Source organism: Xanthomonas translucens pv. cerealis, assembly GCF_006838285.1.
Classification (GTDB): Bacteria; Pseudomonadota; Gammaproteobacteria; order Xanthomonadales; family Xanthomonadaceae; genus Xanthomonas_A; species Xanthomonas_A cerealis.
Genome location: NZ_CP038228.1, coordinates 3,258,469 through 3,270,520, shown reverse-complemented (window position 1 = coordinate 3,270,520; position 12,052 = coordinate 3,258,469). Strand labels below are relative to the sequence as shown.

Annotated in this window: 8 protein-coding genes and 3 pseudogenes; 5 read left to right on the top strand and 6 right to left on the bottom strand. The window is 70.9% G+C overall.

Features of this window, described 5'->3' with window-relative positions; all coding sequences use genetic code 11:
* Window positions 1–69: 69 nt before the first annotated feature.
* The 3 pseudogenes from E4A48_RS14430 to E4A48_RS14420 all read right to left on the bottom strand — a co-directional run.
* Window positions 70–1,377: pseudogene (locus E4A48_RS14430) on the bottom strand (sensor histidine kinase); the annotation flags it as partial.
* Window positions 1,374–1,730 (bottom strand): annotated as a pseudogene (locus E4A48_RS14425) (AAA-type ATPase lid domain-containing protein); the annotation flags it as partial. The pseudogenes E4A48_RS14425 and E4A48_RS14430, both read right to left, overlap by 4 nt.
* A gap of 1 nt (window position 1,731) precedes the next feature.
* Window positions 1,732–2,281 (bottom strand): annotated as a pseudogene (locus E4A48_RS14420) (efflux transporter periplasmic adaptor subunit); the annotation flags it as partial.
* A gap of 288 nt (window positions 2,282–2,569) precedes the next feature.
* Between E4A48_RS14420 and glmS the strand changes: the two are divergent.
* Together glmS and E4A48_RS14410 are read left to right on the top strand one after the other, a co-directional pair.
* Window positions 2,570–4,399 (top strand): glutamine--fructose-6-phosphate transaminase (isomerizing), encoded by a 1,830-nt coding sequence (glmS, locus tag E4A48_RS14415; protein ID WP_142742655.1) that lies wholly within the window; start codon window positions 2,570–2,572, stop codon window positions 4,397–4,399.
* Between the two features lie 115 nt (window positions 4,400–4,514).
* The gene (locus E4A48_RS14410; RefSeq protein ID WP_142742654.1) at window positions 4,515–4,988 is read left to right on the top strand and encodes a hypothetical protein; all 474 of its coding nucleotides are present in this window, start codon (window positions 4,515–4,517) and stop codon (window positions 4,986–4,988) included.
* Between the two features lie 197 nt (window positions 4,989–5,185).
* On the opposite strand, the gene E4A48_RS14405 is transcribed toward E4A48_RS14410, so the two are convergent.
* The 3 genes from E4A48_RS14405 to E4A48_RS14395 form a co-directional block, all read right to left on the bottom strand.
* Window positions 5,186–6,184, bottom strand: coding sequence for a copper resistance protein B (locus E4A48_RS14405; protein ID WP_142742653.1), 999 nt, complete (start codon window positions 6,182–6,184; stop codon window positions 5,186–5,188).
* Window positions 6,181–8,043 carry a copper resistance system multicopper oxidase gene (locus tag E4A48_RS14400; protein WP_039007909.1) on the bottom strand — a complete coding sequence of 621 codons (1,863 nt, stop codon included), beginning with the start codon at window positions 8,041–8,043 and terminating at the stop codon, window positions 6,181–6,183. The genes E4A48_RS14405 and E4A48_RS14400 overlap by 4 nt, the downstream gene beginning before the upstream one ends.
* Window positions 8,044–8,158: 115 nt before the next feature.
* Entirely contained in the window at window positions 8,159–8,590 is a 432-nt protein-coding gene (locus E4A48_RS14395; protein WP_039007907.1) for a CopL family metal-binding regulatory protein, read from the bottom strand.
* Window positions 8,591–8,836: 246 nt separating this feature from the next.
* On the opposite strand from E4A48_RS14395, the gene E4A48_RS14390 reads away from it, so the two are divergent.
* The 3 genes from E4A48_RS14390 to E4A48_RS14380 are packed head-to-tail and all read left to right on the top strand — an operon-like array spanning window position 8,837 to window position 11,996.
* The gene (locus E4A48_RS14390) at window positions 8,837–9,292 is read left to right on the top strand and encodes a heavy metal-responsive transcriptional regulator (protein WP_142742652.1); all 456 of its coding nucleotides are present in this window, start codon (window positions 8,837–8,839) and stop codon (window positions 9,290–9,292) included.
* Window positions 9,289–11,742: a heavy metal translocating P-type ATPase gene (locus tag E4A48_RS14385; RefSeq protein WP_312845553.1), complete on the top strand. Its 2,454-nt coding sequence runs from the start codon at window positions 9,289–9,291 to the stop codon at window positions 11,740–11,742. Before E4A48_RS14390 ends, E4A48_RS14385 begins: the two co-directional genes overlap by 4 nt.
* A gap of 41 nt (window positions 11,743–11,783) precedes the next feature.
* A complete protein-coding gene (locus tag E4A48_RS14380; protein WP_039007901.1) occupies window positions 11,784–11,996 on the top strand; it encodes a heavy-metal-associated domain-containing protein in 213 nt (70 codons plus the stop codon).
* Window positions 11,997–12,052: the final 56 nt, after the last annotated feature.

The window sequence follows — 12,052 nt, the reverse complement described above, 5'->3', positions numbered from 1 at the left end:
GGCTGAAGCCGCTCCTCCAGGTGGGTCAGTTCGACGACGCCAGCGGCAGCTGCACCCGCCACCCACAGCCCCGCCTTCGTCGCGGTTCTGCAGCGACAGGCGGCCGCCGTGCGCTTCGACGATCTCGCGGGTCAGTGCCAGGGCCCAGGCCAGTGCCGTTGCGCTTGGTCGAATAGAACGGCATCAGCGCGTTGTGCAGCACCGCTTCGTTCATGCCGCTGCCGCGGTCCAGCACTTGGATGCGCAGCCGCTCGTGGCGGGTGGAGACGCGGATGCGCACGCTGTCGGCCGGTGCCTGAGCCTCGGGGCTTGACTCATGCGCGTTCTTGACCAGGTTGAGCAGCGCCTGCTGCAACTGCGCCGGATCGACCCGGCTGTGCAACTCGGGCGCTTCCAGTTCCAGCGCGAACGGGATCTGCTGCTGCAACCCGGCCAGGAACTGCGCCCAGTGCGCGGTCTGCAATTGCGGCTGCGGCAGCTTGGCGAAGCGCGCGTAGCCGCGGATGAAGCCTTCCAGGTGCCGCGCGCGTTCCTCGATGGTGCCGAAAACTTCTTCCAGCCGCTCCACCTTATGCCGGGGCACCAGCTCGGCGCCGGAATGCGCCAGCGAGGCGATCGGCGCCAGCGAGTTGTCCAATTCGTGGCTGATGACGCGGATCACCTTCTTCCCGGTATGCACTTCCTGGCGGCGCAGTTCGGTGGTGAGCAGGCGGATCAGCAGCAATTCGTGCGGGCGGCCGTTGAGACGGAAGCAGCGCCGCGACAGATGGTAGACCTGCTCCTCTTGCGGGTCCTTGTCGTCGGCGATGGTGAACAGGCTGTCGCCGCCGCGCGCCACGGCCTCGCGCAGCGCCGGCGGCATGCCCAGCAGCAGCTCGTCCAGGCGCTGGCCGTCCAGTTTCCAGCCGCCGTGCAGCAGCTTGCGTGCGGCCAGGTTGGAGAACACCACGCGGCGCAGGCCATCGCCGCCGTTGGAGGCCAGCAGCATCGCCACCGGCGTGTTCTGCTCGATGGTGGCGAGCATCAGTTCGCGTTGCGCCAGGCCCTGGGGCTGTTCGCGCAGGATGTCGCCCAATTGCCGGTGCGCGGCGACCATTTCGCCCAGTGCGTCGTCACCGCGCCAGTGCACGCCGAAGTTGTACTCGCCATCGCGGTAGCTGCTGACGGTACCGGCCAGGGCGCGGAACAGCGAGCGCATCGGCGCGGTGGCGCGGTGGCGCGGCGCAGCGTCCACCACATCAGCGCCAGCCGCAACAGCGCCGAGAAGCTCGCCACTTCCCAGCCGCGGGCCAGCAGCCACGGCATCGCCGCGGCCAGCGCCAGCACCGGCAGCAGGCGCAGGAACAGGCCGATGGTGAAGGAGCGCTGCAGTTTCATTCGCGCGGAATTCCGTAGCGGTCCATGCGCCGGTACAGCGCCTGCCGGCTCATCCCCAACTCGGCCGCGGCCTGGGCGATGACGCCGTTGGCGCGGCCCAGCACCGCGACGATGCGCTCGCGGTCCGGTTCGGTGCCGGCGGCGGGGCGCTGCGGCGCGGGCTTGGGCAGGTTTGGATCGGCGGCCTCGATGTGGCGGCCGCCGGCCAGCAGTTCGGCGCGCTGGATCACGTTGCGCAGCTCGCGCACGTTGCCGGGCCAGGCATGCCGCTGCAGCGCCTGCACGGCGCCGGCCGACAGCGCATTGGTGCAGGACAGGAAGCGCTCGGCCAGCGGCAGGATGTCGCCGGGCCGGCGCCTTGGCCAGTTCCACCGCCGGCACCGCACCGCCGTCGTAGCCGCGCTGGTAGCGTTCCAGGTCGCGGCTGGCGGCCTGCCGCTCGATCTGCGCCTGGTCCACCAGCTTGCTGGCATTGGCGCGGGCCAGCACCGGATCCAGGTCGGCGCGGCCGGCTTCGGCTTCCAGGCCGGCCAGCGTGGCCTCTTCCTGGGCCAGCTTGCTGCGCAGTTCCGGCTTGTCGATCTCGGCCGGTGCCTGGCCCTGCCTGACCACGTCGCCGGCGACCACCTTCAGGCTCACGGTGCCGCCGGAGATCGCGTACAGGGTGGGGCTGTTGGCGGCGATCAGGCGCCCGTCGGCGGAGATATCGCGGACCAGGTCGCCGCGGCTGACCGTGGCGATGCGCGTGCGCTGCCTGTCGAACGAACGGCTGCCGGCGATCCAGCCGCGTGCGGCGAAGGCGATGCCGAGCAGTACCGCCAGCGCGATCAGTGCCGGCCAGAATCAACGGCGCCAGGCGGCGGCGGGCGAGAACCTGGTCCTGGGCGGAAGTATCGCGGACCATCGGTCGGGTCGGCGCAGCGGAGAATGAACGAATCCGAAGCACACGGCGTGCCAATCGCAAGTGGCTGAAATACCGTAAGTTCGATCGGGGTAGACGGCTGTCCGCGTGTCCGCGGACATGTTCGCGGACACCGTGTCCGGATCGATCGGCCAGCGCCTGGCGGCGCTCACGGTAATCGCAGCGGCCGTGCCGGGGCTGGCGATGGCCGGTCCAAGTCGCGCTGTCGGGTCCTGCAGGACATGCAGCGGACAAAGCTAGAATGGCGATCTTTCGGTGCAGGGTGCGGCTATGTGCGGGATCGTGGGTGCGATTGCGGAACGGGACGTGGTGCCGGTGCTGATCGAAGGCCTGAAGCGGCTGGAGTACCGCGGCTATGATTCCTCCGGCATCGCCGTGGTCGCCGCCGACGGCGTGCGCCGGGTGCGCCGCACCGGGCGCGTGGTGGAGATGGAACGCGCGGCGCTGGCCGAGGACCTGCATGCCACGCTGGGCATCGGCCACACCCGCTGGGCCACCCATGGCGGCGTCACCGAGGCCAACGCGCATCCGCACGTCAGCCACGGCGACCTGGCGCTGGTGCACAACGGCATCATCGAGAACCACGAGCAGCAGCGCGAACGGTTGCGCGCGCTCGGCTATGTGTTCGAGTCGCAGACCGACACCGAAGTCATCGCGCACCTGATCCACCACCACGCCGCGCAGGGGCTTTCGCTGCTGGCGGCGCTGCAGGCCGCGGCCAAGGAACTGACCGGCGCCTATGCGCTGGCCGCGGTCAGCAAGTCGCGCCCGGACGTGCTGGTGTGCGCGCGCATGGGTTGCCCGCTGCTGATCGGCCTGGGCGAGGGCGAGAACTTCATCGCCTCCGATGTGTCGGCGGTGATCCAGGCCACGCGCCGGGTGATCTTCCTGGAAGAGGGCGACACCGCCGAGTTGAGCCGCAGCGGCGTGCAGGTCTACGACGCCGAGGACCGGCCGGCGCAGCGCGAGGTGCACATGTCCGAGGTGTCGCTGGCCTCGCTGGAGTTGGGCCCGTACCGCCACTTCATGCAGAAGGAGATCCACGAACAGCCGCGCGCGCTGGCCGACACGCTGGAAGCGCTGTTCGATGCCGGCGGCTTCGACACTACGCTGTTCGGACGCAATGCCGAGATGCTGGCCGACATCGACGGCGTGCAGATCCTCGCCTGTGGCACCAGCTACTACGCCGGGCTGACCGCGCGCTACTGGATCGAGTCGATCGCCAGCCTGCCGTGCAGCGTGGAGATCGCCAGCGAATACCGCTACCGCGCCGCCTACGCCAACCCGCGCCAGCTGATCGTCACCATTTCCCAGTCCGGCGAGACCCTGGATACGATGGAGGCGCTGAAATACGCCAAGTCGCTGGGCCACGCCAAGACCCTGTCGATCTGCAACGTGCCTGAAAGCGCGATCCCGCGCGCCAGCGCGCTGGTGTTGTACACCCGCGCCGGCGCCGAGATCGGCGTGGCCTCGACCAAGGCCTTCACCACCCAGCTGGCGGCGCTGTTCCAGCTGACCTGCGTGCTGGCCAAGCTGCGCGGACGGCTGAGCGCCGCGCAGGAAGCCGAGTCCCTGGAACAGCTGCGCTACCTGCCGGGCAGCGTGCAGCACGCGCTGAACCTGGAGCCGCAGATCGCGGTGTGGGCCGAGCGCTTCGCCGACAAGCGCAACGCGCTGTTCCTGGGCCGCGGCCTGCACTATCCGATCGCGCTGGAAGGCGCGCTCAAGCTCAAGGAAATCACCTACATCCACGCCGAAGGCTATCCGGCCGGCGAACTCAAGCACGGCCCGCTGGCGCTGGTGGATGCGGCCATGCCGGTGGTGGTGATCGCGCCCAACGACGCGCTGCTGGAGAAGGTGAAATCCAACATGCAGGAAGTGCGCGCGCGCGGCGGCGAGCTGTTCGTGTTCGCCGACCAGGACAGCCACTTCAGCGAATCCGAGGGCGTGCATGTGATCCGCACCCCGCGCAACGCCGGCCTGCTCAGCCCGGTGGTGCACACCATCCCGGTGCAGCTACTCGCCTACCACACCGCGCTGGCGCGCGGCACCGACGTGGACAAGCCGCGCAATCTGGCCAAGTCGGTGACGGTGGAGTAGCGCCCGCGCAGCGGCACGGTAGCGGCGGTTGGCAGCCTGCGCCCACGGCTGCCAACGCAGTGGCACATGTTATGCATAAGCTCCTGGCGAGGGTTCCCACCACGCAGGAGGACGTATGTACGAGTCTTTCAGACAGGGGGCGCCGGCCGAGCTGTGGCAGGCGCTGGTGCACGAGGCAGGGCTGCGGCTGGGCCGGCCGCTGGACGAGTCGCGCGAGAGCTATCTGGTGTTCGTGTTGCTGCGCTACCAGGCCGATGGACACCTGCTGTCGCGCACCCAGGCGCTGGCCTGGCTGCATGCGCAGGAGCAGGTCGGGCGCGCCCGCGCCGATGCACTGCGCGAGGTCGGCGACGGTTGCCTGCTGATCGCCGGGCTGTTTCCCGGCGTGGCCGCCCGGCGCCGGGTCAGCGTGGACTACTTCATCGATCTGGGCCGCGGCGCCTATTACGAAGTGGCCGAAACCCGCGCCAGCGATGCGGGCCTGTTCGGGCAGCTGGCGCGCAGTTACCAGGAACTGGTGCGCACGCTGGGGGCGCTGCGTCCGCCGCGCGACTGGCGGATCGGGGCGGATGGTTCGCTGCGTGCTTGAGCGGCCGGGACTGGTGTGAGGAAGCGGTTGCTGGGCGCCGTGGTGTCGCCTGATGCGCGTCGTGCCATTACGGTTGGCGGGGCGGTGTAGGAGCGGCTTCAGCCGCGATAGGATCTATGGGTACCTGTCGCGGCTGAAGCCGCTCCTACAAGGGCCATTGCCGTTCAAATGGATGGTAAAGAATCCTCCCGCGGCCGCTAAAACCAGATGCGTACGCCGGCGACGACACGCGTCTCGCGCGCGGCTTCTCCCGCGTCGCGGCGATAGTCCGCGGTTGCGCCGAAGGCGCGCTCGTGGACCACGCCGAGATACGGCGCGAAGCGGCGGCTGATCTCGTAGCGCAGGCGCAGGCCGGCTTCGAGCGTGGACAGGCCGCTGCCGATGTCGCGTGCGCGATCGTCTGCGAACGCGACGTCGGCTTCCAGCCGCGGCTGCAGGATCCAGCGGTTGCTCAGCAGCACGTCGTACTCACCTTGCAGGCGTGCGCTGGCGCTGCCGCCTTCGCCGACATACAGCGTGGCCGCGACCTTGAACTTGTACGGCGCCACGCCCTGCACGCCGAATGCGGCCGAGGTGCGCGCGTCGCCCGGTGCGAGGTCCTGTTTCACTCCCACCAGCAGATCCCACCACGGCGACACCGCGTGACCGTACAGCGCTTCCAACTCCGCCGCTTCGGTACGGCCGCCGCTGCGCGCGCCTTCGCTGCGCAGCCACAGCCGATCGATGTCGCCGCCGTACCAGGCGCTGGCTTCCCAGGCCTGGCCGCTGCCGTGGTCGGTATCCCAGCCCTCCAGACGATCGAACAGCAGATAGCCGGTGCGCGGTGGCGCATGCAGCATCGCGTGCGTACGCAGGACCGGGAACGCGGCGGCGCGGTCGGCGTCGGTGAGCGCCGGGATCGGCTCGCGCGGCAGCGCGGAAGCGGGCGCACTGGCGCAGCTGCACGTCGCCGCTGAGCTGAAGTGAGCAGGCCGCGCTTGTGCTTTTCCGGGTCCCCGGTCCCCGGTCCCTGGTCCCGGCTCCACAGCCCCCGGCTGCATCCCGGCGTGGTCCTGCATGGCGTGATCGGCCTGCGCTGCGCTTGGGGTGCCGTGCTCCTGCATCTCCATCTGCGCACGCGCAGCACCGTGCGCGAACAGCAGCGCCAGGCCGAGCGCCTGCGCCTGCGCCAGCGCGGCGCGCGGCGTGGCGTTCATGCGTCCACCCGCACTTCGCGCATCATGCCGCCGTCCATGTGGTACAGCAGGTGGCAGTGGTAGGCCCAGCGGCCCAGCGCATCGGCGCGCACGCGGTAGCTGCGGCGCGTGCCCGGCGGCATGTCCACGGTGTGCTTGCGCACCTGGAACTGGCCGGCGGCATTCTCCACGTCGCTCCACATGCCGTGCAGGTGGATCGGGTGCTGCATCATCGTGTCGTTGACCAGCACGATGCGCAGGCGCTCGCCGTAGTTGAGCCGCAGCGGCGCGGCGCTGGCGAACGGGATGCCGTCGAAGGACCAGGCGAACTTCTCCATGTTGCCGGTGAGGTGCAGTTCGATCTCGCGCCCGGGGTCGCGGCCGTCGGGGTCGTCGAACAGGCTGTGCAGGTCGGCGTACGTCAGCACCCGGCGGCCGTTGCCGCGCAGGCCGATGCCCGGATCGTCCAGCTTCGGCGCGGTCGCGGAGGACCGCATGTCCACCAGCGGATTGCCGCGTTCGCTGCGCGGATGCGTGGGCGCTGCGCCGGCGTCGCCGGGCGCATGCGTGCCGTGATCCATCGTGCCGTGGTCCATCGCCGCATGCTGCATCGCGGCATGGTCCATGCCGGCCATGCCGGCCATGCCCATGCTCGCGCCGCAGCCGCCTTCCATGCCTTGCATCGTGGTCGCGCCGCCGTGGTCCATGCCGGAATGCCCCGCCATGGTGTGGCCCATGTCCTGCATGCGCAGCAGCGGGCGCGGATCGTTCGCCGGCACCGGCGCCTGCAGGCCCTGGCGCACGGCCAGGGTGCCGCGTGCGTAGCCGGTGCGGCCCATGTCCTGGGCGAACACGGTGTAGGCGTCCTGGCCGCCGGGTTCCACCAGCACGTCGTAGGTCTCGGCTGCGGCGATGCGCAGTTCGTCCACGCTCACCGGGTGCACGTACTGGCCGTCTGCGGCGACCACGGTCATCTTCAGCCCGGGGATGCGCAGGTCGAAGTAGGTCATGCTGGAGGCGTTGATCAGGCGCAGCAGCAGCGTCTCGCCGGGACGGAATACGCCGGTCCAGTTGCCGCCGGGAGCGACGCCGTTGAGCAGGTAGGTGTAGGTGTTGGCGTTGACGTCGGACAGGTCGCTGGGGGTCATCCGCATGCGTCCCCACCTGCCGCGGTCGGCGAGGGTGGCGCGCAAGCCGTCTTCGCGCGCGTCGCGCAGGAAGTCGCCGATGCTGCGCTGGTAGGTGTTGTCGTAGGACGGCATTTTTTTCAGCCGCCGGAACAGCGCCGCCGGGTCCAGATCGGTCCAGTCCGACAGCAGCAGCACGTGTTCGCGGTCGTAGTGGTAGGGCGGCGGCTGCAGCGGGTCGATCACGATCGCGCCGTACAGGCCGGCCTGTTCCTGGTGCAGCGAGTGGCTGTGGTACCAGTAGGTGCCCGACTGGCGCAGGGCGAAGCGGTAGCGGTAGCTTTCGCCGGGAGGGATGCCGTCGAAGCTCATGCCGGGCACGCCGTCCATGTTCGCCGGCAGCAGGATGCCGTGCCAGTGCACGGAGGTTTGCGTGTGTCCCGGCAGGCGGTTGGCGACGCGCACCTCGACGCTGTCGCCTTCGCGCCAGCGCAGGATCGGCGCCGGCACGCTGCCGTTGACGGTGATGGCCGGACGCTCGCGCCCGGTGAAATTGACCCGTGCGCTGCCGATGCTGAGGTCGAAGTCGGTGCCGTGCAGTTGATAAGGCACGGCGCCGTTGCGCGCTAGCGTTGCGGCTTGCGCTTGCCGCAGCGACAGGCCGCCGATGCCGGCGGCGGCGCCCAGCGCCAGTCCGGTGACGAAGCGGCGCCGCGACGGCAGGGCCGGCAGGCCGGAGGAAGGTGGTTTCATGAGCGAGCCTCGATGCGATGCGATGCGCGACCGCGTGGGCGGTGCGTGCGCAGAAGCGACGGCGCGCGGATGCGCGGTCGCCGTGGTGCCGCCCGAGCGGGCGGCGGGGTCGCGATCAGGCGCTGGGAGGTCGCTCCAGCCGCGGCAGGCCGGGTGCGCCGCGGCCATCCTGGCGGCCGCGCGGGAACAGCGGTTGCGCCGCGACCGGCAACGCCAGCGGCAGCGCGATCAGCGCCGGCAGCGGCTGCGCATGCGCGCACTGGCAGCCGGTCGCGGTGCCGCAGCAACCGTGCTTGCCGGCCTGCCTGGGGCAATGCCCCTCGCCATGCTCCGCGGCGTGCGGTGCGGCCTCATGGTGGTGACACGGCATCGCTGCGGCGGCGATACGCGTGGCAGGCGCGTGTTCGGCGGCGTGGTGCCGGGAGATGCCAGCGTCGGTGCGCTGCGGGGCCGCGGCCATGCCCGGCATCGCCACAGCCGTGACGGCGCCATTGAGCAGCAGGCTCAGGCACAGCAGCAGGCGGGTCAGCAAGGCGAAGATCGGCACGGAACACGCAAGGCACGCGAGGGGATACGCGGAGAATACTGCAGTGTTGGCCGCGGGCAAGCGCCGGGACGGCGCGGCGGCGCGCCATCGGCGCACCCTGGAGCCGGGTCCAGGGCGTACGTCCACGCCCGGCGAAGGCCTGCGCGGCAGGGGTTTGGCGCCAGGGTGAGCCGCCAATGAACAATGCGCGCGCAACGGCGACAATGGCTTGACCCTGGACCGGCGTCCAGGGAGTAGCTTGCACGCATGAATCCGGTCGCCACTCCATCCCGCTTCACCATCGGCGCGCTCGCGCGCCAGGCCGACGTCGCCATCGACACGGTCCGCTACTACGAGCGCCAGGGCCTGCTGCCGGCGCCGCCGCGGCGCGCGTCCGGCTACCGCGACTACGATGCGGCCGCGGTGGAGCGGGTGCGTTGCATCCGCCGCGCCAAGGACCTGGGCTTCTCGCTGGAGGAGATCGGCGACCTGCTCGCGCTGCAGGACGATCGCCTGCATGGCGTGGAAGGCATCAAGCAGCGCGCGAGCGAGCGCGTGCACGAACTGGATCGGCGCATCGCGCAACTGACCGAGATGCGCGACGCGCTGGCCGCACTGGTCGCGGAATGCCCGGGCCGCGGCGAACCTGCGTGCTGCCCGATCCTCGGCGACATCCGCGGCGACATCCGCGGTGGCGCCGCGCCGGGCAAGCCGCAGCCGTGAACGCGACGGCCGCCACCACTGTCACGCTGAGCCTGCCGGTGCAGGGCATGAGCTGCGCGTCCTGCGCCGTCGGCCTGGAACAGGCGCTCAACCGCTTGCCCGGAGTCGTCGCGCAAGCCAATTACGCCGCCGCGCGCGTCCACCTGGACTACGACCCGCGGCAGGTGGATGCGCAGACGCTGCTGCAGCGCATCGGCCAGGCCGGTTACACGGTGCCGACGCAGATGCTGACGCTGGACCTCAGCGGCATGAGCTGCGCGTCCTGCGCGGCTTCGATCGAAACCGTGCTGGCGAACACGCCCGGGGTGTTCGCCGCCAGCGTCAACCTGGCCTCGGCCAGGGCGCGTGTGGAGTACGTGGCGGAACTGGTCGCAACGGCCGACATCATTGCGCGAATCGGCAGCGCCGGCTTCGGCGCCAGCGTCGTGCGCGAGCTGGACCGCACCCAGCTGCAAGCGCGCGAACAGGCCGAGCGCCGCGCCTGGCACCACGAGCTGGGCAGGTTCGCCGCGGCGATGCTGCTGACCCTGCCGTTGTTCGTGCAGATGTTCGGCATGCTGGACATCTCCGCCATCGCGCATGCGCTCGGCAGCCAGCACGCCGAGCCGTTGCCACGCTGGCTGCAGTTGCTGCTGGCCACGCCGGTGCAGTTCTGGCTCGGCGCGCGCTTCTACCGCGCCGGGTTCATTGCCTTGCGCAACGGCCGCGCCAACATGGACGTGCTGGTCGCGCTCGGCACCAGCATGGCCTACCTGTACAGCGCCGCGGTCACCGTGTTCGGCCTGGCCGGGCAGCATGTGTATTTTGAGGCCAGCGCCTCGATCATCACCCTGATCCTGCTCGGGCGTTTGCTGGAAGCGCGCGCCAGGCGCAGGACCTCCTCGGCGATCCGCGCGCTGCTCGATCTCAAGCCCAAGACCGCCAGGGTGGAGCGCGACGGCGTGCTGGTGGAGGTCGAGGTGGCCGAGCTGGTGGTCGGCGATGTGTTCGTGGTCGCCGCCGGCGCGCGCGTGCCGGTGGACGGCGAGGTGCTCGACGGCCGTTCCAGCGTGGACGAGGCGATGCTGTCGGGCGAGGCGATGCCGGTAGCCAAGGCGCCGGGCAGCCGCCTGTTCGCCGCCACCGTGAACCAGTTCGGCATGTTGCGCGCGCGCGCCACCGGGGTCGGCGCCGACACGCTGCTGGCGCAGATCATCCGCATGGTCGATGCGGCGCAGGGCTCCAAGGCGCCGATCCAGCATCTGGTCGATCGCATCGCCGCGGTGTTCGTGCCGGCGGTGATCGCCATCGCCGCGCTCACCCTGGCCGTCACCTGGTGGCTCGGCGGCAGTTTCGCCACCGCGCTGGTGCACGCGGTGGCGGTGCTGGTGATCGCTTGCCCGTGCGCGCTGGGCCTGGCCACGCCGACCGCGATCATGGTCGGCACCGGCGTGGGCGCCCGCGCCGGCATCCTGATCCGCAACGCCGAGGTGCTGGAGCGCGCCCGTGCGCTGACCACGCTGGTGCTGGACAAGACCGGCACCCTGACCGAGGGCCGCGCGCAGGTGACCGCGATCGGCGTGGCGCAGGGCGCCGATGCCACCGCGCTGCTGCGCCTGGCGGCGGCGTTGGAGGCCGGTTCCGCGCATCCGCTGGCGGTTGCGATCGTGCGCCGTGCCGCCGACGACGGCGTGCGCGCGGCGCTGCCGGTGGCAACGCCGCAGGCGGTGGAAACGCTGCCCGGGCAGGGCGTGCGCGGCCGTGTCGCTGGCCAGGCGGTGGCGCTGGGGTCGCTGGCGTGGCTGCGCGCGTTGTGCGCGCCGCCGCTGGATGCCGAACTGCTGCAGCGGGCCGAGGCGGCCCAGGCGCAGGGCCAGAGCGTGGTCGGCATCGCGCTGGACGGCCGCCTCACCGGCTACATCGCCATCGCCGATCCGCTGCGCGACGGTGCCCTGGACGCGGTGGCGCGGCTCAAGGCGCGCGGCATCGAGGTGATCATGCTCAGCGGCGACAACCGCCATGTCGCGCAGGCGGTGGCCGCGCAGGTCGGTATTCAGCGCGTGCTGGCCGAGGTGTTGCCGCAACACAAGGCAGAGGAAGTGCGGCGCCTGCAGGCCGAACCTGGCGCGCACGTCGGCATGGTCGGCGACGGCATCAACGATGCGCCGGCGCTGGCCGCGGCCGACGTCAGCTTCGCCATCGGCGCCGGCTCGGACATCGCGGTGGAGGCGGCCGACGTGGTGCTGGTGCATGGCGACCTGGACGGCGTGGCCACCGCCATCGACCTGTCCGCGGCGACCTTGCGCAAGATCCGCCAGAACCTGTTCTTCGCCTTCGTCTACAACGTGCTCGGGATCCCGCTGGCCGCGTTCGGCCTGCTCAACCCGGTGCTCGCCGGCGCGGCGATGGCGCTGAGTTCGGTCTCGGTGTTGGTCAATTCCCTGCTGCTGAACCGCTGGCGACCGCGCTGAGCGCGGTGCGGCGGCCACCACATTCCAACGAGGACACCGCAATGCAGCACATCGAACTCACGGTACAGGGCATGACCTGCGGCGGCTGCTCGGCGCGGTTGCAGCGCGTGCTGCAGGCCAGCGCCGGGGTCGCTGCGGTGCGGGTGGTGCTGGAGGGCGGGCGCGTGGAGGTGGAGTACGACGACGCGCGCATCGATGCGGCGGCGATCGAGCGCGCCATCGCCGATGCCGGTTTCGGGGTGGTGCCGCGCTGAGCGGCAGCCGCCGCCAGCACCGCCGGCAGGTGAACGTCGCGGCCCAGCGCCGCTCC